The 19,995-nt window shown below is 40.0% G+C and carries 22 protein-coding genes; 16 read left to right on the plus strand and 6 right to left on the minus strand.

Annotated elements, in window-relative coordinates; genetic code table 11:
- Nucleotides 1-118: 118 nt before the first annotated feature.
- The 3 genes from CQ839_RS05390 to CQ839_RS25635 form a co-directional block, all read right to left on the minus strand.
- Nucleotides 119-1,741 carry a glycosyltransferase gene (locus CQ839_RS05390; RefSeq protein WP_103667254.1) on the minus strand — a complete coding sequence of 541 codons (1,623 nt, stop codon included), beginning with the start codon at nt 1,739-1,741 and terminating at the stop codon, nt 119-121.
- A gap of 303 nt (nt 1,742-2,044) precedes the next feature.
- Complete coding sequence (locus CQ839_RS05395) at nt 2,045-2,764, minus strand: ribonuclease III family protein (protein WP_103667255.1); 720 nt, start codon at nt 2,762-2,764, stop codon at nt 2,045-2,047.
- The gene (locus tag CQ839_RS25635; protein WP_258040633.1) at nt 2,748-3,062 is read right to left on the minus strand and encodes a hypothetical protein; all 315 of its coding nucleotides are present in this window, start codon (nt 3,060-3,062) and stop codon (nt 2,748-2,750) included. Before CQ839_RS25635 ends, CQ839_RS05395 begins: the two co-directional genes overlap by 17 nt.
- Here CQ839_RS25635 and CQ839_RS05400 point away from each other — a divergent pair.
- The 13 genes from CQ839_RS05400 to CQ839_RS05455 all read left to right on the plus strand — a co-directional run bounded on the left by CQ839_RS05400 (nt 3,055) and on the right by CQ839_RS05455 (nt 15,573).
- Complete coding sequence (locus CQ839_RS05400) at nt 3,055-4,155, plus strand: ABC transporter substrate-binding protein (protein WP_258040634.1); 1,101 nt, start codon at nt 3,055-3,057, stop codon at nt 4,153-4,155. The two genes, CQ839_RS25635 and CQ839_RS05400, sit on opposite strands and share 8 nt — an antisense overlap.
- Before the next feature lie 304 nt (nt 4,156-4,459).
- Nucleotides 4,460-4,852, plus strand: coding sequence for a type IV pilus biogenesis protein EbsA (ebsA, locus tag CQ839_RS05405; RefSeq protein WP_103667257.1), 393 nt, complete (start codon nt 4,460-4,462; stop codon nt 4,850-4,852).
- 155 nt (nt 4,853-5,007) lie between these two features.
- Complete coding sequence (locus tag CQ839_RS05410) at nt 5,008-5,271, plus strand: hypothetical protein (protein WP_103667258.1); 264 nt, start codon at nt 5,008-5,010, stop codon at nt 5,269-5,271.
- Nucleotides 5,272-5,463: 192 nt separating this feature from the next.
- Complete coding sequence (locus tag CQ839_RS05415; protein WP_103667259.1) at nt 5,464-5,904, plus strand: hypothetical protein; 441 nt, start codon at nt 5,464-5,466, stop codon at nt 5,902-5,904.
- A gap of 39 nt (nt 5,905-5,943) precedes the next feature.
- Nucleotides 5,944-6,816 carry a hypothetical protein gene (locus CQ839_RS05420; RefSeq protein WP_103667260.1) on the plus strand — a complete coding sequence of 291 codons (873 nt, stop codon included), beginning with the start codon at nt 5,944-5,946 and terminating at the stop codon, nt 6,814-6,816.
- 194 nt (nt 6,817-7,010) lie between these two features.
- Nucleotides 7,011-7,943: a hypothetical protein gene (locus CQ839_RS05425; protein ID WP_103667261.1), complete on the plus strand. Its 933-nt coding sequence runs from the start codon at nt 7,011-7,013 to the stop codon at nt 7,941-7,943.
- Between the two features lie 37 nt (nt 7,944-7,980).
- Nucleotides 7,981-9,237 (plus strand): glycoside hydrolase family 19 protein, encoded by a 1,257-nt coding sequence (locus CQ839_RS05430; RefSeq protein ID WP_103667262.1) that lies wholly within the window; start codon nt 7,981-7,983, stop codon nt 9,235-9,237.
- A 58-nt stretch (nt 9,238-9,295) separates the two neighbouring features.
- The gene (locus CQ839_RS25640) at nt 9,296-9,430 is read left to right on the plus strand and encodes a hypothetical protein (protein WP_258040635.1); all 135 of its coding nucleotides are present in this window, start codon (nt 9,296-9,298) and stop codon (nt 9,428-9,430) included.
- Nucleotides 9,431-9,445: 15 nt separating this feature from the next.
- Nucleotides 9,446-10,027 carry an AAA family ATPase gene (locus CQ839_RS05435; protein WP_103667263.1) on the plus strand — a complete coding sequence of 194 codons (582 nt, stop codon included), beginning with the start codon at nt 9,446-9,448 and terminating at the stop codon, nt 10,025-10,027.
- 65 nt (nt 10,028-10,092) lie between these two features.
- Entirely contained in the window at nt 10,093-10,659 is a 567-nt protein-coding gene (locus CQ839_RS05440) for a type IV pilin-like G/H family protein (protein WP_308455510.1), read from the plus strand.
- A 167-nt stretch (nt 10,660-10,826) separates the two neighbouring features.
- Nucleotides 10,827-11,477 carry a type IV pilin-like G/H family protein gene (locus tag CQ839_RS05445; protein ID WP_103667264.1) on the plus strand — a complete coding sequence of 217 codons (651 nt, stop codon included), beginning with the start codon at nt 10,827-10,829 and terminating at the stop codon, nt 11,475-11,477.
- A gap of 116 nt (nt 11,478-11,593) precedes the next feature.
- Nucleotides 11,594-13,741 (plus strand): O-linked N-acetylglucosamine transferase, SPINDLY family protein, encoded by a 2,148-nt coding sequence (locus CQ839_RS05450; RefSeq protein WP_103667265.1) that lies wholly within the window; start codon nt 11,594-11,596, stop codon nt 13,739-13,741.
- Nucleotides 13,741-15,573: a tetratricopeptide repeat protein gene (locus tag CQ839_RS05455; RefSeq protein ID WP_103667266.1), complete on the plus strand. Its 1,833-nt coding sequence runs from the start codon at nt 13,741-13,743 to the stop codon at nt 15,571-15,573. Before CQ839_RS05450 ends, CQ839_RS05455 begins: the two co-directional genes overlap by 1 nt.
- A 45-nt stretch (nt 15,574-15,618) precedes the next feature.
- On the opposite strand, the gene CQ839_RS05460 is transcribed toward CQ839_RS05455, so the two are convergent.
- Both CQ839_RS05460 and CQ839_RS05465 read right to left on the minus strand, forming a co-directional pair.
- Nucleotides 15,619-16,200 carry a bifunctional 2-polyprenyl-6-hydroxyphenol methylase/3-demethylubiquinol 3-O-methyltransferase UbiG gene (locus CQ839_RS05460; protein ID WP_103667267.1) on the minus strand — a complete coding sequence of 194 codons (582 nt, stop codon included), beginning with the start codon at nt 16,198-16,200 and terminating at the stop codon, nt 15,619-15,621.
- Nucleotides 16,187-17,239: a glycosyltransferase family 1 protein gene (locus tag CQ839_RS05465; RefSeq protein WP_219817726.1), complete on the minus strand. Its 1,053-nt coding sequence runs from the start codon at nt 17,237-17,239 to the stop codon at nt 16,187-16,189. Before CQ839_RS05465 ends, CQ839_RS05460 begins: the two co-directional genes overlap by 14 nt.
- 180 nt (nt 17,240-17,419) lie before the next feature.
- Between CQ839_RS05465 and CQ839_RS05470 the strand changes: the two genes are divergently transcribed.
- The 3 genes from CQ839_RS05470 to CQ839_RS05480 all read left to right on the plus strand — a co-directional run bounded on the left by CQ839_RS05470 (nt 17,420) and on the right by CQ839_RS05480 (nt 19,062).
- The gene (locus tag CQ839_RS05470) at nt 17,420-17,740 is read left to right on the plus strand and encodes a methyltransferase domain-containing protein (protein ID WP_103667269.1); all 321 of its coding nucleotides are present in this window, start codon (nt 17,420-17,422) and stop codon (nt 17,738-17,740) included.
- Between the two features lie 113 nt (nt 17,741-17,853).
- Complete coding sequence (locus CQ839_RS25060; RefSeq protein ID WP_181016116.1) at nt 17,854-18,171, plus strand: hypothetical protein; 318 nt, start codon at nt 17,854-17,856, stop codon at nt 18,169-18,171.
- A 57-nt stretch (nt 18,172-18,228) separates the two neighbouring features.
- Nucleotides 18,229-19,062, plus strand: a complete 834-nt coding sequence (locus CQ839_RS05480) for an FkbM family methyltransferase (RefSeq protein ID WP_103667270.1) — start codon at nt 18,229-18,231, stop codon at nt 19,060-19,062.
- Between the two features lie 36 nt (nt 19,063-19,098).
- Here the strand turns inward: CQ839_RS05480 and CQ839_RS05485 are convergent, their stop codons facing one another.
- A complete protein-coding gene (locus tag CQ839_RS05485) occupies nt 19,099-19,995 on the minus strand; it encodes a DUF2887 domain-containing protein (RefSeq protein ID WP_103667271.1) in 897 nt (298 codons plus the stop codon).

The following is a 19,995-nucleotide window of genomic DNA, read 5'->3' on the forward strand; positions in this document are numbered from 1 at the left end:
CAGTTTCATAATGAGAATTTCTGGAATTACAAGGATAAAAGGGCTTAAAGCATACTTTACAAAATCCTAATCTGCCAGTTAAGAATGCGTTACAGCGCTTGGATCTGGCCTTAGCTAATTAATTACGAGATTGTTGCCAATATTGCCAGAATGTAAGCCCACCAACATAGCCATAGCTCACCGCATATAGCACCATAAATGGCAAGGTTATATATAGTCCTTTACTGAGCGCTAACCCTGAAGCGATCACGCTATAAATGCACAAGCCAAGCTCGATTCCTGCGGTGGCATCAAGGGGGATTTTGTAAGCTTTATTTTCCCAGCGATCGCTCTTATGTTTGATATCAAACTTGGGTGTGCGCCGAAAATTTGCACCTGTATTCGATAAACCAGCAAATACGGCGCGGCTATTGCTCCAAGAAATACCCGTGCCAAGAACTGCTAGTAGGAAAATACGACCGAGGCGGCGATGCCAAGACTTCGGATATAACTCGCGTTGGGCATGGAAATACAAAAATGGGGGGCCAAAAGTTGCAGGAAGCATAAAGATTGACCAAATACCCTCAAAGGATATTCGCAAAGCGATCGCATCATCAGGCGTAATCAACATCAGAGGTATTGAAAGTAATACCAAAAGCAGCATCAAAGGATGCGCTGAATATCCTGTCAAATGCATCGAGGCTTGAAATTTTACTGGCAGACTAAGATCGGCTTGCCAAATTTGGAAAATTAATTTCTTTGCACATTGAATGCTACCCTTTGCCCAGCGAAATTGCTGTAATTTGAAGGCAAGCATGGCAACAGGCAACTCCGCAGGCGCGACAATATTATTGTCATAAACTACTTGCCAGCCTTTGAGTTGAGCACGGTAACTCAAGTCCATATCTTCAGCTAAAGTATCGGCGTGCCAACCACCAGCATCAATTATTGCCTTACGATTCCAAATTCCCGCCGTACCATTAAAGTTTAAAAAATAGCCATTATTGGATCTGGCTTGCTGCTCGATCGCAAAATGTCCATCAATTCCTGTCGATTGCAACTTGGTAAGTAACGAATATTCAGAGTTGATATGTCCCCAACGAGTCTGTACAACTGCGACTTTTGCATCGGGAGACTCGACATAATGCCGAATAGTATCCTTGAGCCAATTTACCGAAGGAATAAAATCAGCATCAAAGATGGCAATGTAATTCCCTTCTACAAGCGGCATCGCATCTTGTAATGCTCCTGCTTTGAAGCCAGATCGATTGACTCGATGGACATATTCGATCCAAAAGCCCTGATTTTGGTATTCTTGGACAGTTTCTCTGAGAATCGCTTGTGTATCATCAATGGAGTCATCAAGCACCTGAATTTGCATTCGATCGCGCGGATAGTCCATTTGACAAACGGCATCTACCAAACGGCGCGAAACATAGCGCTCATTAAAGATTGGTAGCTGAACGGTGACAATTGGTAAATCTTCTAAGGCGATCGCATTATGCTCAGTTGGATCGACTGCCAAAACATAACTGCTAAAGCCATTAGTTAGCGGCTTGTCGAGGCGAAATTTTTCAAAGTTATCAAAATTATTGACAGCGATCGCGACTGAACTTGGCGATGGCAATGTTGCAGCTTGAGCTGTTTGGAATTCTCTAGCAGGATTGAGCTGCGGAAAAACAAGCTGTTTCCGAAGAGAGAGCTTGGGCTTATGGACAGCAGTGAGCCAATAAGCATTAAGCCCATAAAGTAGTAGCCACATTGCTGCCACAGCATTTAGGGCGGCTAGGATCGATATTAGTATCAGAATGACTCTTGACTCCTTCTTACCACACGAAGCACTAATCTTAAAAATTGATCAGACGAGCGAAATTAGCACACTAAGAAATATTACGATGCTTATCCTGTATTTGCAGAGAAATTTATGATTTGCCGCTAAGTATTTATACACCTATCCGTAAATTTTAATAGGAAAAACAAAAAAAGGTCGCGAAGCGACTTTTTTTGTTTTCCTAAAAATAAGAGAGGCGGCGTGTTGCGCCGCCTCTCTTATTTTGGTTTTTAGCTATAACTGAGACATCTGTTTTAGGGCGATGGCTGCTGCCTCTTGTTGAGCAGCTTTAATGCTTTTGCCTTGACCTTTGCCCCAGCAGCGATCGTCAAACCATACTTCTACGCAAAAAAGACTGTTAACTGCATCAACATTGCGATATTCAGGTAACCGTTTCCAGCGTCCTTGAGTTAATTCTTGTAGGGCAACTTTGTAGTTTCCTAAGGCAGGAATCGCCAATAACGATTCGGAAAAACGAAGCATATGTGGATCGAGCCATTTGCGAATATAGGCTAAGTCACAAGTCGCAATATATATTGCTGCCATTAATGCTTCAAGGGCATCCGCCAGCAGCGATCTCAAAGCCTGAGAATCATTCCGCGCTGCATTAGAAACCACGACATATTTTTGCAGCTCATAAATACTGGCTATTTCGGCTAGGGTTTTGTCACTGACAAGATGCGATCGCAGAGCGGCTAAGTCCCCCACTTTGCGATCGCCATATTGCTCTTTTAAAAACAAACTCACCGACAATCGCAGCACGCTATCGCCCACAAACTCTAATTGATCGTTGTTGTAAACATTTGAGAAACTGGGATGTACCAAAGCTTGATCGATTAATAGCCAATCAAATCCAGCGGAATTGACTCGTTCTAGGGTTGATTGCTCTAGCCCCATCCGCTCTAACAAGCGGACTAATTCTCTTTGGCGGCGTGGATCAATGGTAGATGTCATGAGACTTTGCAGATACTTTTGCAGATACAATTACAGCAACTTCGTAAATATGATCGTAGTCCATCGTAACCATGACTAAAAGGTTTTTCTCTACACTCTGTCTAGCCCTGCTAGCAACAGTGACCACAATTTGGATTGTGGCTTGCCAGCCTAGTACTACAGTTACTGACTCTAAAACCACCTCTGCCACATCACCCGCAACAAGCTCAGGTGGTGGCGGCGTTAAAGACACCTTACGTTTAGGTGCATTGTTACCGATCACAGGCGATCTATCCTCGATTGGTTCGCCAATGATCAAATCGATTGATTTTCTTGTAGAAACAGTCAACAAATGCGGTGGTGTACTTGGGAAGCCAATCACTTACCTTAAAGAAGATGATCGCACCGATCCACCAGCAGGTGCTGAGGCGATGACTAAACTCGTTAAAGTGGACAATGTTGGTGCTGTTGTTGGTTCATTTGCCAGCAGTGTATCTACGGCTGCTCTTGCGATCGCTGTTCCCAATAAAGTCGTGATGATCTCGCCAGGTAGCACTAGCCCAGTCTTTACCGAACGTGCTAAAAAAGGTGAATTTAATAGTTACTGGTATCGTACTGCCCCACCTGATACATACCAAGCTTTAGCTTTGGCTAACCTTGCTTATAAAAAAGGAGCGAGAAAAGTTGCCACCCTAGTAATTAATAATGACTACGGTGTTGGTTTTGAGAAAGCCTTTGTGGAAGCCTTTGAAAAACTCGGTGGCACAATTGTCAACAAAAGCAAACCAACCCGCTACGATCCTAAAGCAACGACGTTTGAAGCAGAGGCTAAGGGTGCATTTGGCAGTAAGCCCGATGCTGTTGCGGCAATTCTCTATCCCGATTCTGGCGGTGCGGTGATAAAGGCAGCTTTTGAGCAGGGATTGACAAAAGATGTCAAAATTTTGCTCACTGATGGGGTTAAGACCGAAGACTTTCCTAAGCTAATTGGTAATACCCCTGAAGGTAAATTAATTTTGGCAGGTGCGATCGGCACTGTGCCTGGTGCTGATGGTAAGTCTCTTGCCGAATTTACTAAGACCTACAAAGAAAAAACTGGTCAAGATTTGGGTGCTTTTGTTCCCCATTCCTATGATGCAGCAGCTCTAGTTGCGATCGCTGCTGAAGCTGCCAAAGACGGCACTGGAGACGGCATCAAGAGTAAAATTCGTGAAGTTGCTAATGCGCCTGGTAAAGAAGTCACTGATGTTTGCGAAGCAATCAAGCTAGTCAAAGCAGGTACAGACATTGACTATCAAGGTGCTAGTGGAAATGTTGATCTAGATGAATATGGCGATGTCAAAGGTAGCTATGACGTTTGGGAAGTCCAGCCCGATGGCAAAATTACTGTAATTGATCGCGTTTCTCCTTAAATTAAACGTCCTTATCCCAAATCACAAAAGTGTGCTGACACTTTTGTGATTTAAAAATCAAATGTTCGCTTAGCAATGCTCATGTAAAAAATTGGTTTTTGGAAATCAAGCCTGTGCACTTTCCAAAAACCAATTTCAGATTTTCTAACGCCGTAGGCGTTAGAAAATCTGAAATTGGTTTCACAATAAGAATTGCCGATGGTCGCTTAATCTCATTTGGGCGAACATTTAATTAAGGCAAAAACCTGCTAATCTTTTTTGTAAAAATTCACAGCAATACATATCAATAAAGGCGCTAACATCTATGGCGATCGAACTTAAAGCTGCTCCACCGCAAGAAGTTTCAATCTACATGCCCTATTATCGAGAGCCTAACAAGCGTCAAGCTCTCCCCTATGCCATTTCCCTATACAAACAAGGTGAAATTACAGGCGAGCGCCATGTTGAAGGAAGCTCCCCCATATCTTTTATGGCAGTATGGCGCGTGGCAAACTTGCCGTCTGATCTGGCATTATGTCGACTGACCTTCGATGGTGATGCTGACATGAGCTATGAAATGACATTGGAAAATTCAGAATTTGTTGGCTATTTAATTGAAGTTGTCTCAAATATTCGTGACAAGGGTTACGTTGATTTCCCCCAAATTTTTTACAGTAAGCTATTTCGACTTAAGCTCTCTAGTGCGGAAGGCAATTAAATCTTTTGCTAATTTTTGCTCATATAGCAACCCAAAAAATATCAACTCATGTATAATCCTTAGCTCAAATCTTGCTAAAAAAAACAAAGTCAGCTAAAGTCCTGATGCAGCTTTTTATAAGGCAAAAGAATAGTCAAATTTAAGGGGTTTATATTGTGTCATATGCCGCCCAGCGCCTTGAACAAACTGAGAGACAGCCAGAACCTGTAGTCAAAAAAGTAGATCCGATGATTATCAGAGCTGCTAAGCAGATTTATCGTTACTATGCTGATTCCTATGCCGCGCAACTACCACGACCTATGGGAATAGCTATCAATCGCATAGATATGACTGGCAAACTTATTTATTCTCAACTGATTTTGCTGCCACAAGAAAGCTTTGTGCCAATGGAATTAATTGAGCTATCTGACTATCATTAAATTTGTTTAGTGATTTCACTTAAGTTACTTTTGTCAAAACTAATTTGCAAAAGATTTGTAGAAAACTTACTTATAAAATATTTTAACAAAAGATTTTATTGTGAAAAAGTCTATGTTTAAGTGCTTAAAATAATAGTCAGTTATCTGTCTTGATCAAAACTTATCAGGATTTTTATACGTTAGGTATCATTTATGACTTACTCAAGTTCTTCGTCGGTATCAGTAACAGCGTCGGTGCGTTTTCAAAGCAAGCTCAAAGAAACCAAAAATTTTGGTGATGCTTTGATTGAAATCTTTTCTGATCTTGTGCAGTTAGAAATTGTGACTTGGGTTGCCCATGAAGGAGATACGACCCATAAAGCAGGTAATCGCTTAAAGACAAAGATTAATCTGATTGATGGTGATATTGAAAATGAGCTAGGGGCAGATTTTTTGCAGGGCTCTCCCTATGCGGAGCTACGGGGCTTCCATGAAATTCAAGTTGAGAAGGGTTCAGAGACGATCGCGAATAATCTCAAAACTTTGGTAGATATTGGTCAAAAGGTAACAGGGCTTTTAAATGGTGAAAGTGAACCAGAACCTGAAGAAGATAGGGCTAGCTTTAGCAGCGATCGCATCTTTAGTCGGGTCTAGTTGCGTCTAGTTTATGCGACCTGTCACTGAGGAATCTGTATGCGAGATCTGGCTACAAATAATAAAAGTAATGCCGCAGATGATGCTAATCAGGTTAAAGCTGATAGTAACAAGCCTGTAAAGAAATCTTCGGAATTAGTGACTAATGCTTCTAGCATTGCAGCATCGCCCAAAAAAGATGGTGCTGGAGAAAGTACTACTCTTAAGAAGTTTCGGGAAACAATCAAAGATGTTTTAGAAGAAATTACTTCGCTGGAAGTGAATACACTGATTGTTAGACAGATTCCGATCGCAAGGTTTGATGCAAGAGAGTTTTACTCTAATCTGATCGAAAGTATTATGCACAAAACTGAAGCAGGGCTGCATGACACCAGAAAATCTTTGCTTGAACGTAGTAAAGAGCTGCAAAAGAAAGGTTCGACGGTTTCTCAGGCTGAGCTAGATTGGTATAACCAAGATTTAGAAATCTATAAGCAAGCTGAACGAACCTTTAGAGAGCGACAAAATTTGACTGACCCTCAGCAAAAGGAGCAATTTGAAAATGAAAAAGCCTGTTATGAGCAGCTAGCTAGTAAAGTGTTGTCGTTGGATATTCCTAAAGATGCTGACGGTCGAATTATCACTGATGCGCCGATGATTCGATATTTCCGCACATTATGGGAATTTGAGCAATCAATTTTGAATGGTGAACAAATTTATGCTCAGACTAAATTTGAGCTTGATGGTGATTTGACCAATAGATTTCTTGATGATTTGTTTGTCCCCACCAGAAGCAAAATTGATCCGAAAATGGCAAAACTTGTTTTTGATTTACATAATCAAGCAGTCGAAAATGCTCAGAAGCAATGGACGGGCTTGATTACGACTTGCGTAAATCTAGTCAAAGATTTGATCCCATTCAGAGATAAATAGTCGTTATAGCCCTTGCTAATCTTGTGAGGACACAAAACCTGAATATGAATTGAGTCACTTCGAGACGCAACGAGCTTCTTAGGTTTTGATTTATTAAGTTTAAGTAGATGGACGCAACATGACAATTTTGAATTGATGATAAGAGTGACCCTTACACCAATTCAAAAATCTACAAATGATTAAAAAATGGAGTTATGGTGGTTACGCCTGATTGGTTGGCTGTTATCGATGACGAAATTAGTTTGTGGCTTAACCCAAATGTTCTTGCCCAGATTGATCTTGATACTCAGGGAATAGCAGTTGGCAGCGAAATCATTTATAGAGTTAATAGTCAGGAATTATTGCAAGTATTAGCCTCTTGTGTGGGTATAGCGGCAAGACAGCAAGGGGCGATCGCAATTTGGACTTATTACACTAGCAATGTTGGTGATGTCCCTACAACAACTCCATCACCAATATTACGAACTTTGATGAACATAGATGGAGATCTTAGTCAAAAAGTCTGTCAAGACATCTTGCAGCATCCTGAAGCTGATCGCATTTTACAAGCGCATGGGTTGATGATTGGTCAAATTTCGCGACAATTTTTAACGGCGATAACTGATTACGTTGAGCAAAAATTACGCCCCTTTACGATCGCTGCTGTATCTTTTGCCACGACCATCACATGGTGTGAGCCATTGCAAAATCTTGGTAAACGCCTGAATTTGCCAGAAAGTTTTAGTGCATTTTTAACCAGTCAATGTTGGCACATGGCGATCTCTGCTCCAATTGTGGTCTTAATGATTTGTTGGATTTCTGCCAAACTGAATCTGACATTGCCCACATTGCCCAAGCTGAGCCAGAATTTTTTTAAGAATTTACTCCAGCTTTTAGAAAACCAATTTTTTCGACTGATTGCGATCGCAGTTGTCATAATTTTATTTTTGTGCTGGGCGACGATCAAAGTGGCAAATCTCCAAAATGCTCATTTGAATAGTCTGATTCCTATAATCGAATCTTATTTAGAGCCATATTTACCCATTGCGATTGTCAGTTTACGGAAATTGATCGTCACTGGACTAGGCAAAATCTTTTTCCGCTATCCCTTCTTTGTGAAATTGATTTTTGGGCGTTTCATAAGATGATGGTGTTACGCAAAGTGGAAATTACTCGATAAAGACCATGAAACAAGTTGAGATTTGGCGATCGCAAGCCGCAGCAACCCTTGCATTTCTAGTTCCCAAAATTGTCGGCAGTACAATCAATGAAAAAGATGGACTGGTGGATGATCTGGTGCGAGTACTCAATAACTTACCCGCACGTCCAGAAACTCGACAGCCCTATGCAGGTATTCTTCCAGCAGCCGATTTACCAACATGGCGCAGTCGGGCAGCCTTAACCCTTAAAGCTTCAGTGCCGAGGATTCCCGATGTTGAAGGTAGTGTTTTTGATGGGGCGATCGATGATTTGATCCGCTTTCTGCGTAATTTGCCAGCACGTCCGACAGGGCGATCGCCCTATGCAGGACTTTTCCCTGCTGCGGATCTGGCAACATGGCGCAAACAAGCCGCGCAGACTTTAGTGGCAGCGATCGGTAATATTGTCGATCCTAAGCTCAATAGTGCTGATGGCAAAATTGATGACTTGATTCGGGCGATGAGCGGATTGACTTTGCGTCCAATTTTACGAAAACCCTATGAAGGTCTTTACCAAGCGCCAAACCTGACCGAACATCGCAAGTTAGCGGCGCGACGCTTAGATCAATTGATTAGGGGACTTAAAGATGATTTCAATGCCAAAGATGTACTAGTTGATAGCACGATTCGAGTTCTCAATAATTTGCCCGCACGCAGCCTTGCTCAAGAACCCTATGAAGGCTTATATCCTCGTGCTCCTGAAGTTGTGACTTCTGGGCTGATTACCCAAGAACAACTCAGTGCGATCGCACCCTATTCTCGACGCGATCGCCTTGAGAAATTACTGCCCCACCTAAATACGACCATGCAGCGCTATGCAATTACGACACCTCTCCGCAAAGCGCATTTCCTTGCTCAAGTGGGACATGAGAGTGATGGATTTAACACTAATGAAGAATATGCTTCTGGTGCAGACTATGAAGGACGACGAGATCTCGGCAATACACAATCGGGTGATGGTGTTCGCTTTAAAGGTCGCGGTTTGATCCAAGTTACTGGCCGAGCAAACTATGCTGATTGTGGTCGAGCTTTGGGCGTGGACTTGATTAATAGTCCTCAGCGTTTGGGAGATTTCGATCTCGCTTGTCTCAGTGCAGGTTGGTTTTGGGACACTCGTGCACTTAATAATCATGCCGATCGCGATGATATCCTCACGATTACAAAAATCATCAATGGCGGTACTAATGGCTTAGCCGATCGCGAATCCTATCTAGCCAGAGCAAAGCGTGTATTGGGAGCTTAACCCAAAAGATAAAAGGCGGTGCTTTGCACCGCCTTTTATCTTTTGAGATTATGTTTTAATGGATGAATTATGTACAGGTTTTGGCGAGGAAAAATCCATGAATCTGCAACCTCTAACATCTAAAGAAGCGATCGCGCCAGAGATAGACTATCCTGACAGTCAGATTGCCTTGCCGAACGTTTACGAGCTTTAGGTATCGATCCAGACGATGTTTAAACCTAATAGTAATTTGGGCTTATGTGGCGCACATCGCACTGGCAAAACGACTTTGGCGATCGCGATCGCATCCCATCTAAATATCCCCTTTGTCCGCACTACCACTAGTCAAGTTTTTGCGGATTTGGGTTTAGACCCTGCCGAACCGATGGATTTTAAGACCAGGCTATTTGTGCAGAATCATGTTCTAGATGCTGCCGAGCAGGTTTGGCAAAATTCAGCAGTACCATTTGTTAGCGATCGTACTCCGATTGACATGATCGCTTATACCCTCGGAGATATCCAAGGCAAAACCGAGGTTGACTTTGATTTGCTCAGTCAATATATAGATCGCTGCTTTGCTAGTACCAATCAATTTTTTCAAAATCTTGCCATCATTCAACCAGGCATCCCACTTGTCTATGAAGATGGCAAAGCAGCTCTAAATGCTGCATATATTGAGCATATTAATGTTTTAGTGATTGGGCTATGTAGTGATTCGCGTCTCAAAGCTAATGTATTTTGTAATGCGCGAGATGTGATCGATCTAGAAACTAGAATCCTTAATATTTTGGAATATTTTGAAGCGCTGTAAATCTCTGGAAACTGGGTAACTTGATCTAAGGGAAAAGGATACAAGTTAGTCATAGGTATGGGACAGTGGACTTCAGGAATTTAGAATTTATCGTTGGTTTATGGCTTCGCGATCGCCGTTTTAGTAAACCTCAAGACTCAGAAGGGCAGGGCTTTACATTAATTGAGTTGTTAGTTGTGATCGTTATTATTGGTTTGCTAGCTGCGATCTCGCTCCCTTCATTTCTTAACCAAGCCAACAAGGCACGCTTTGCAGAAGCTAAGACTTACATCGGCACGATGAGTCGGCTGCAACAAGCCTATTATCTGGAAAAAAGAATATTTGCTGATGATATAGGCAAGCTGAACTTGGGGATAAATACATCGACATCAAATTTTACTTATTCAGTGATTAAGGGTGATATTAATGGCAATACTACCCCATTCCAGTTAGATCAAATTATAACCAATGCTGCAACGCCATCATCCACAACCTTAAAGGCTTTTGTTGGCGTTGTGGGGATACCTGGGGTCGTCAGAATAGACACCGTTTTTTGTATTGCCAATGATCTTAATATTGCTATCCCTCCTGGATCGCTTAATGCCACTTCACAAACTATGGTATGTCCGCCCACCTTTTCGCCAGCCGAATAAAAACTTAAAAACAAAAGCTAAGTCAGCACAAAGTGCTGATTTGGCTTTTGTTTTTAGCAATCAAAAAATATTTTTTCTTTGAGTGATAGCATCTTGTTTTTTTGTGGGTAAGTTACTTTCACAACCCAACTAGTTAACTAACTCGACATACACGGGAATAAAGAATTATGAAATCTGAATTCAAGACTAAGCTCATTCAACACATCCTCAACAAGAAGAATGGCGAAAAGGGCTTCACCCTGATCGAATTACTCGTAGTTATCATCATCATCGGTATCTTGGCTGCGATCGCGCTTCCTTCTTTCCTCAACCAAGCTTCCAAAGCTCGTCAGTCTGAAGCCAAAACCTATGTAGGTTCCATGAATCGTTCTCAGCAATCTTACTATTTGGAAAAACAACAGTTTGCCCCTAACCTCACCACATTGGCAGTTGGTATTGCAAACAAAACTGAAAACTACGGTTACGGTGTGGCTCTAGCTGGTGCAAAAACTGCAACTGGTACTAACCAAAGTGTTGCTAATTTTGGCGCTCCTTTTAACGCTGTAACGGCTGGTGGAGGTACTAACCCTGACACCGTAACTGGTAATGCTGCTGGTGCTATCAAAGCTTATGTTGGCGGTGTTAACATCGCAACACCAGCAGGTACTAATGAAGCTACTACCCTAGCCATACTTTGTGAAGCTCAGCTTGCGCCTGTAAATGGTGGTAACGCTGGAAGTGCGGTTATTGCTAACGCCCCAACCTTTTCTACAAATGCTGTTCCTGTATGTGCTGGTGCTCCTACAACTGGCGGTACGAACTTCGCTCCAATCAACTAGTATTTTGGGCTAAAACTTATACCCTTATCTTTGATATTCACTGTTCTCAGCGAAACAAAGATGAGGGTATTTTTAATTTATTTACTTTATCAATTTTATCTTTGGCGTACATTTCTATGAGAGCAGAGTGGCAAAAATCTTTACGAAATAATAGCTACGCCCAAATCATTCAACTTTGTGAACAGGGGATCATTGTAGATCCAAGTTCTAATATCAACTACTGGTATTTGGGGTTAGCTTATTTTTTTAATGGAAATGAGGACTTAGCTAAAACTATATGGAGCTCGCGCTTAGAGGGTGTTCTCCATGATGATTTATCAATTCAAGAACTTTGCGAAATTTTAATCCAAGAAGCCTTAGAGCAAGAACAGATTCAAAAACATGATATCGCACTAAAAATTCGTCGGCAGATAGCTCACATATCACCACAAAATTTTGATAACTTAGTTCAGATTGTTTATCTATATTTACAACTTAAAATATTTACTTTAGAAGTTTTACAAGAACTCAACTTATTAGATTTAAATCGATTTGGCACTGTCAATTCTAGTTCTTTATTTCAGCTAATACAGAATATTCTATATTCACCTCTAGATGAGGAAAAGTCTTTAGATTTTGTGTCTTCTCTGCTGCCTTATGCTGAAGACAAAGAAGGTTGCATTAATATGTTGCTCTATGTAGCACCAAAAGCTAAAAAATTAGAAACATCAATGAAAATAATTGATATGTGCTTACAGATTAGTCCTAATAGTATTGCAGTATTAGGCTGTGCTGTCCAGCTTTATATCAACAACAGTTGCTATGACAAAAGTATAAAAATTGCTCGTGGTATTGTGTCAATCGCTAAAAATCTTACAGAAAAGATTGTGGCGACCCACCTACTTTTAGGAGCATTAATGAGTGCAGGTGGTTATTGGCAAGAGGCTCAAAAAGCTTTTGCTGACTATCAATACTTACTAACAGAACTAGTTGACCAAAATCCTATTGATATTCCTATAATTACCCGCTCATATCTCTGTCTGTCATTTTTTTATAATCCCTATTTTACTGATACGCCTCGAATCACTCGCCCTATTCAAAATCAAGTTCTAAGTCTATTTCAGGCTAATATTCAACACTCTAATCCGACCCAAACATATAAACATGATCTAGTTAAGCAAAAAGGCAAGAAACTAAAAATTGCCTACCTTTCTACTAATTTAAGAAAACACTCTATTGGATGGCTAGCTCGATCCTTATTTCAATATCATAATCACAACGACTTTGAAATTTATGGTTATTTTCCAGAATATCAAGATAATAAAGATTTTCTACAAGAATGGTACATTAGCCAGATGGATACAGCCTATAAAGGCTGGGGGAATGAATTAAAAGTTGCGGAACAAATTTACAACGATGAGATTGATATATTAATTGATCTAGAAAGTTCTACTTCTGGGGCTTGTTGCAATATAGTAGCCCTTAAACCGGCTCCTTTACAAGCTACTTGGTTAGGTTGGGACGCTTCTGGGATACCTGCAATTGATTACTTTATTGCCGATCCTTATGTATTACCAGAAAATGCTCAAGAATACTACTCAGAGAAGATTTGGAGATTGCCACAAACATATATAGCTGTTGATGGTTTTGAGACTTCAGTCGCTACTCTACGCCGCAGTGACTTAGATATTTCTGGTGATGCTATTGTTTATTTTAGTTCTCAAAAAAGTTATAAACGTCACCCCGATACAGTGCGATCACAAATGCAAATTATTAAGCAAGTACCAAATAGTTACTTCTTAATTAAGGGAATTGCTGATGAAAAGACCATGCAAGAGTATTTTTATGAGATGGCGGAGTTAGAAGGGGTAAACTCTGATCGCCTCAGATTTTTACCGTCGGTTAGGTCGGAACAAGAACACAGAGCTAATATGGCGATCGCTGATATAGTTCTGGATACTTATCCATACAATGGAGCTACAACCACAATGGAAACCTTATGGATGGGGATTCCATTGGTCACAAGAGTAGGAGAACAATTTGTAGCACGAAATAGTTATGCCATGATGATGAATGCTGGAATTACTGAAGGTATTGCTTGGAGTGATGAAGAGTATATTAAGTGGGGTATAAGATTTGGCTCAGAACCAAATTTGAGACGAGAAGTATCATGGAAGCTGAGAGAATCTCGTAAAACTTCATCTCTTTGGAATGGTAGACAGTTTGCGAAAGAGATGGAAAAAGCTTATACAGAAATGTGGAATATCTACTTGCAGAGAAAATAATGACAGAAATAGCTTTTAATTATTTAACAGAAGGCAAATATGCCGAAGCGGCTAGTCTCTACGAAACTGCGATCGCTTCCGAACCTGATACCAAGTCTAACTATTGGTATTTGAGCTTATGTTATTTGTTCCAAGGGAATATAGAAGAAGCCCAGATGGCTTGGTGGGTAACTCTAGAAGAGGATAGCCCCTATACAGATGACTTTACAGAGTTTTTGAGGCTCTTTGCTACAGAGTTTGGACATAAGTTAAATAAATATGACTTTGCCATACAAATATTAAAGGCAAGTATCGAGTTAGAGTCCGAGAACATAAACTTACTAAGAGATCTCGCTCGTTTCTATCGCTTCACATTGCAATATGACAATTGTATTGATGTAGCTAAAAAATATTTGTCGTTAGCTGAGGATTTACCTGATCGTATCTTTGCAAACCATTTAATTTTGCATTCCCTCATGACCGCAGGTAGCCAGTGGGACGAAATATTTTCTACTAGCGATCAACAAATATCATTACTGCGATCAGTAATAAAGCAGAACCCCATTGCTATTGATCCTGTAGCGACAAATCGACTATTTTGCTCTACATTTTTCCTAGCATATATTCAAGATGATCCAGTAAATAATCGACTACTTCAAAATGAATTAACTAAAATCTGTCAGAACAATTTGAGACTGTATAAGAAACATGAAGTAAGTAAATCACGATCAATTAAATCTGGCAATAAACTCAAAATTGGATACTTATCTCATTGCCTTGGCAAAAATTCTGTAGGATGGCTATCTAGATGGATATTCCAACACCATGATCACGAAAAATTTGCTATTCACACTTATTTTATTTTAGAGAAATCTAATGTAACTGATTCCGTCAAAGAGGCGATTGCTCAAAATTCTGATAAATACTATCAACTAGGGTATGACGCTATAGAAATAGCTCAAAAGATCCATGATGATGAGATTGATATACTAGTTGATCTCGACAGCATTACCCTAGATATTACCTGTGAAGTCATGGTAATGAAACCTGCGCCTATACAAGTAACTTGGTTGGGGTTAGATGCATCTGGCATACCTGCCATAGATTACTTCATTGCCGATCCGTATGTGTTACCAGAAAATGCTCAAGATTATTACTCTGAAAAAATCTGGCGATTACCTAGTACTTATATCGCAGTAGATGGATTTGAAGTTTTGTTCCCAACTCTCCACCGTGATCAAATTGATATCCCTGAAGATTCGATTATTTATCTCTCAGCCCAATCAGGATATAAAAGACATCCTGATACGGTAAGACTTCAAATGCAGATTATTAAATCAGTACCTAATAGCTTTTTACTAATCAAAGGACTTTCAGATCAAGAAAGTATCCAAAGCTTTTTTAAAAAAATAGCAACAGAAGAAGGGGTTAATAGCGATCAACTCCGTTTTTTACCAATGGTTGGCGGAGAAGCCGAGCATCGAGCAAATCTGGGAATTGCTGACGTAATTTTAGATACCTATCCATACAATGGCGCAACTACTACTATGGAAGCTCTATGGATGTGTATTCCTCTAGTTACCAAAGTTGGAGAACAATTTGCTGCGCGTAATAGCTATACCATGATGATGAATGCAGGAGTTGTAGAGGGAATTGCTTGGAATGATCAAGAGTATATAGATTGGGGTATTCGACTAGGTACTGATGAAGATTTGAGAAAGCAAGTATTTTGGAAATTAAAAGAATCTCGTAAAACTTCGCCTTTGTGGAATGCTGAGCAGTTTACTAGAGATATGGAATCAGCTTATGAACAAATGTGGGAAGAGAAGAGAGTATTTCATTTTGGAAAATAATGTACCTTGTGTTTACCTTTATTGCCTACTGCATCTTTAGCCCCATCAATGCGTGTATGGATTTCTAATTAAGAAAACCACATCGAATTCGTACTCCCAATTGAAGTGGCGATAACATGTAAATCCACTAAAAACATCTAAAATGTCCTGCAACTTAAAATCATATAAATGATATGGGTTATAATGAGTAGTCTTTTTTGATGGATACGTTAGGATCGCATGATCGATGCCATTGCGATCGCAAAATTTTGATAATGTGTATTTGTCAGCAATATGCTCAATTGTCTCTACAGAAATTAGCATGTCGATTTTCTTTGGTGATACCCATTCTGAAATATCTGCTTGGTAGAACTTAACTTTTTCACTTTCATATTCTTTTGATGCGAAATCAATAATGTCCGAATTAGAATCAACGCCAATTGTGGATTTAACATCAGGATTTGTAGAAAGTAAGTAGCTACCATAGCCACAACCACAAGCAGCATCACATACTACGCCCTTTGCAAACTGACGTAACAAAGCATATCTTTCAACATGTCTTTGTACACGGATCTTTTGCTCAATCTCTAGCAATTCCGAACGCTCGAGATATATATGCTGGTCTGCTTTGGGGTTAGGTAGATTCATTAAGTTTCCTCTGATTGATATCCATGATTATTTCATCCCATATCTTGTTAAAAATCCCTTCCCAATTATGTTCTCTAAATATCTGCTCTCTTAGTTTCTCGCTACGGAATAACAATTCTGATTCGGGTAGATTTAACGCCCATTCCACAATTTTCTGGTTTTCTACAGGATCTTGAGTCAAATAAATTGCATATGGACTGGAGAATCCACTCTCAGGCGTTATAAGTGGAATTAATCCTCTAGCGCAGTTTTCTAGAATTGTTGTAGATTGGGCATCCATCCTAGCTGTATGAATATAAAAATCACAATTTTCTACAACCCAATCGTTAAATTCAGGATCACTATTATCTACACTACCTATAAAGTTGAAAACATATTTCGGATTTGAGTCTATTTCCAATAATCCGATAGGACTGTCAATGTTGTAACTGGCTACATGAAGAATAGCGTCAATATTTTGTAACGTTTGGCATGTGAGATCAAATCCTTTGTAAACATCTAAGTTACTAATATGTAAGAGTTGACGTTCGCCAATTAAATTAAATCTCTTTTTAACCACAGGTAAATTTTGGGCTGCAAGTCCCATATTGCAATGTATCAGTTTATCTTTAACCTTAGACTGAATAGAGTTGTCATTTTTCTCTAACGTACGCTTAATCCAAATGTCTCCACATAGTGCAAATATCTTTCGCCCAGCCAGAAGTTGAGATTCGATATATGGCATATTTTCCAGCCACACGGATGGGAACTCTGGTACCCAAGGTGTAAATAGGTAAGTGTTGGGATGGCAATCGTCAGAAGAACTTAGAGCGTTGTCCTTAACCCAGTTACGCAAAACCTTTCCATTTTTAGATTTATCTATAGGGGTTCGACTATCCCATGTAGGTTGTCCAATTAGTATATCGTCTGGGGACGTGGTTACTCTTCCTGCTAGCCAACTTGACTGATGAAAAGCAATTTTTTGGCTTAGATAGTATTCTCCCCACTTAGCGATCTCTAGACTAGAGGATTCATAATGTTTATAGCTTTCTTCGCTCATGTGGTAATCACACCAAAGAAAATGCAACATTGCTGTATTGACTCGTCAGATTATTACTGTGGCAATTCTAGCATTGCCAGTAACTTCAGTAAACTATCTTTTTACTTCCTGCTCAAATAGTTTCGGAGACTCTCTTTGCGTTATAACTTACTAAGATCTTTATGCATTTAGAAAAAATCAGTGAAATTACATATTGGTGGACAAGAAGCTCATCCTGACTGGAAAATTTTTGACGTTGAAAGTCGTCCAGAAGTAGATTATGTTGGCGATGCTGGAGACTTAAGTCAGTTTGAAGATGAGTCAATTGATGCGATTTATGCTAGCCACGTTCTAGAACATTTCTATCATTCTCTTCATAATGAAATGATATTTACACTAGCGGAGTGGCATAGAGTCCTCAAAAAAGGTGGGCAACTTATGATTAGTGTCCCTGATCTAAGGATTTTAAGTTGGCTCTATTCCCGACCTGACATTGATGTAATGGGTGCGACCTCCACTTGATAACCCCTTGCTACGCATAGATCCTGAATTCCCCTAACTCAGGGAATAACCTTTGAGTCAATTCGATGAAAGCTTTACTGGGCAAAGATTTTGATGATTTGAGAAGGTGCCAAATGAAGGTCGCACCCGATGTAATGGCGCGAATGCACCTCATGCGAATTATGTTTGGTGGACAGATAAATCAGTTTGATGTTCACAAAGTCGGCTTTGATTTCGACATCTTGTGCTTGTATTTAGCAGAAGTTGGATTTGAAGGCTGTACTAGAGTAGCTGAATTTAATCTATTTAATGATTGTAGTAACTGTGGAATGCTGAGCAGTTTACTAGAGATATGGAATCTGCTTATGAACAAATGTGGGAAATTTATACGCAGTCTTGTGCAACCTAAAATAAGATTTATCCGAGTTGTTACTGATGGCAAAAGCCATTAATAATGAATAGTATATAAACTACAACAGGAGCTTTTAATTTTGACAGAGGCAATACAAATGCAACTAAAGGCTGATAGTAGTGATTTTTTAGGGAGATTTAGAGAGGTCGTCTCAGATCCACTGAACCTTGTTATTCAGAGAGACCCTCGCGCTGGCTTTGTGGAATGCGGTTATGTTTATCTTCATAATGGATTAATGGTTCCAGTCATGGGTCCTCATGCCTATTATGGAGACTTTAGTTCAATTCTTGTCATAAATCGCGGCGTTCATGAACCGCTTGAAGAGTTTGTCTTCCAAGAAGTACTAAAACATCTTCCGACTTCGCCCCTCATGCTTGAACTCGGTGCTTACTGGGGGCATTATTCTATGTGGCTAAAGTTGGCTCATCCCGATGCTAATGTACATCTAGTAGAACCAGAATTACAAAATCTGAATGCAGGAAAGCATAATTTCGAGCTAAATGGATTCACTGGCGAATTTATTCAGGCTTTTGTTGGACATAATCATTTTAGTGTTGATCAATATTTAGCAGAAAAAGGTATCGAGAAAGTTACTATTCTTCATTCTGATGTGCAAGGCTATGAAGTAGAAATGCTCAATGATTGCGTCAAATCTTTAGAGAGTAAAACCATCGATTATCTCTTTGTTTCAACTCATTCCCAACAATTGCATCTTGAGGTAATCAATCAGCTCAAAAATTTCGATTATAGAGTTGAAATATCTTCCGATTTTGATTATGAAACCACTTCTTGCGACGGCTTTATTTTTGCATCTAGTCCTTTGATTGAACCAATATTCAAAGAATTCATGCCAATGAGTAGATTGCAGATTTCAGAGTCTCAGCCTGATTTTTTGGTTGATTATTTGTTGAATTTATTGTTGGCTAACTAAATTAACGGTGCGATCGCAATTTATTTGATGACGAGATCAAGATTGCGATCGCAGATTTATTTCGACTGTAGCCATGCCATCTAACCAAATCTCCAAATCAGCCATGCCCTTAAAATCTAGCAAAGCCTCAGCAAGATTCTCGATGTCAGTAATTGGTAGCGATCGCACTTTTTCTTGTTGTGTGATCGAGAGTTTCCCACAACGTCGGTTAAGAAGACGTAGCACTATTTCAATTTCTTCTTCTTGGCGACCAATTTTTCGACCAATTTCCCCCCCGCTCTGCTGACCAATTTGGAAAACTTCTTGGTAAAAACGTGTTTGAGTTACATCCGCTTCTTTAAGATTTAGCATCAGTCTTACCTCTTCGATACTCAATTGTGGAAATTTATTTATTGGTATAGCCTCTACCAAGTCCAGGCGCATCCGAAACTCTGCTGGAGTATTGCTATTTCTCAATACCGCCTGAGCTGAGTCAGGTGTTTCTTGCTCTGAAACAACCAAAAGCCGCAGCAAAGATAAATTTGGACTTAAATCTACCTCATCAATTAGATCTTCTAAGTAGAGTCGATGCACCCAAGTATCTAGCAAAATCTGATAAGGTGACTCAGTACCTAAATCTTGACTACGGCGGCGCAAGATTACTAATCCGCGCCAAGGTCTAGTAACTTTATACTGTCGTAAGTAAAGAAATATTCCTGCAAAGAACCGACTATAAAAGTCAGCGTCACTTTGCATTTGCGCTTCTAAAAATACCAATGGCAAGCTCAGATCATCAGAAATCGGAGTGAGCAATCCATCTAGTCGAAGTTCCGTCTCTTTAACTACTGGCGCACTGTAGTCAAATTCGCAGTTTGCAGGAATATCAGGCACTAACTCTGAGATTAAATCAGGTTGAGATAGAAAGATTCGATAAAAAAGTTTGTCAGTTTTCAT

Origin of the sequence: Pseudanabaena sp. BC1403, assembly GCF_002914585.1 — a bacterium.
Classification (GTDB): Bacteria; Cyanobacteriota; Cyanobacteriia; order Pseudanabaenales; family Pseudanabaenaceae; genus Pseudanabaena.

What these genes read in the sequence shown, in the direction of transcription:
- CQ839_RS05395 (WP_103667255.1), bottom strand. Translation starts at nt 2,764, where the DNA reads ATGACATCTACCATTGATCCACGCCGCCAAAGAGAATTAGTCCGCTTG.
- CQ839_RS05450 (WP_103667265.1), top strand. Translation starts at nt 11,594, where the DNA reads ATGAGAGCAGAGTGGCAAAAATCTTTACGAAATAATAGCTACGCCCAA.
- CQ839_RS05485 (WP_103667271.1), bottom strand. Translation starts at nt 19,995, where the DNA reads ATGAAAACTGACAAACTTTTTTATCGAATCTTTCTATCTCAACCTGAT.
- CQ839_RS05420 (WP_103667260.1), top strand. Translation starts at nt 5,944, where the DNA reads ATGCGAGATCTGGCTACAAATAATAAAAGTAATGCCGCAGATGATGCT.
- CQ839_RS05480 (WP_103667270.1), top strand. Translation starts at nt 18,229, where the DNA reads ATGCAACTAAAGGCTGATAGTAGTGATTTTTTAGGGAGATTTAGAGAG.
- CQ839_RS05460 (WP_103667267.1), bottom strand. Translation starts at nt 16,200, where the DNA reads ATGAATCTACCTAACCCCAAAGCAGACCAGCATATATATCTCGAGCGT.
- CQ839_RS05425 (WP_103667261.1), top strand. Translation starts at nt 7,011, where the DNA reads ATGGTGGTTACGCCTGATTGGTTGGCTGTTATCGATGACGAAATTAGT.
- CQ839_RS25640 (WP_258040635.1), top strand. Translation starts at nt 9,296, where the DNA reads ATGGATGAATTATGTACAGGTTTTGGCGAGGAAAAATCCATGAATCTG.
- CQ839_RS05445 (WP_103667264.1), top strand. Translation starts at nt 10,827, where the DNA reads ATGAAATCTGAATTCAAGACTAAGCTCATTCAACACATCCTCAACAAG.
- ebsA (WP_103667257.1), top strand. Translation starts at nt 4,460, where the DNA reads ATGGCGATCGAACTTAAAGCTGCTCCACCGCAAGAAGTTTCAATCTAC.
- CQ839_RS05465 (WP_219817726.1), bottom strand. Translation starts at nt 17,239, where the DNA reads ATGAGCGAAGAAAGCTATAAACATTATGAATCCTCTAGTCTAGAGATC.
- CQ839_RS05455 (WP_103667266.1), top strand. Translation starts at nt 13,741, where the DNA reads ATGACAGAAATAGCTTTTAATTATTTAACAGAAGGCAAATATGCCGAA.
- CQ839_RS05400 (WP_258040634.1), top strand. Translation starts at nt 3,055, where the DNA reads ATGATCAAATCGATTGATTTTCTTGTAGAAACAGTCAACAAATGCGGT.
- CQ839_RS05430 (WP_103667262.1), top strand. Translation starts at nt 7,981, where the DNA reads ATGAAACAAGTTGAGATTTGGCGATCGCAAGCCGCAGCAACCCTTGCA.
- CQ839_RS05435 (WP_103667263.1), top strand. Translation starts at nt 9,446, where the DNA reads ATGTTTAAACCTAATAGTAATTTGGGCTTATGTGGCGCACATCGCACT.
- CQ839_RS05415 (WP_103667259.1), top strand. Translation starts at nt 5,464, where the DNA reads ATGACTTACTCAAGTTCTTCGTCGGTATCAGTAACAGCGTCGGTGCGT.
- CQ839_RS25060 (WP_181016116.1), top strand. Translation starts at nt 17,854, where the DNA reads ATGAAGGTCGCACCCGATGTAATGGCGCGAATGCACCTCATGCGAATT.
- CQ839_RS05390 (WP_103667254.1), bottom strand. Translation starts at nt 1,741, where the DNA reads ATGTGGCTACTACTTTATGGGCTTAATGCTTATTGGCTCACTGCTGTC.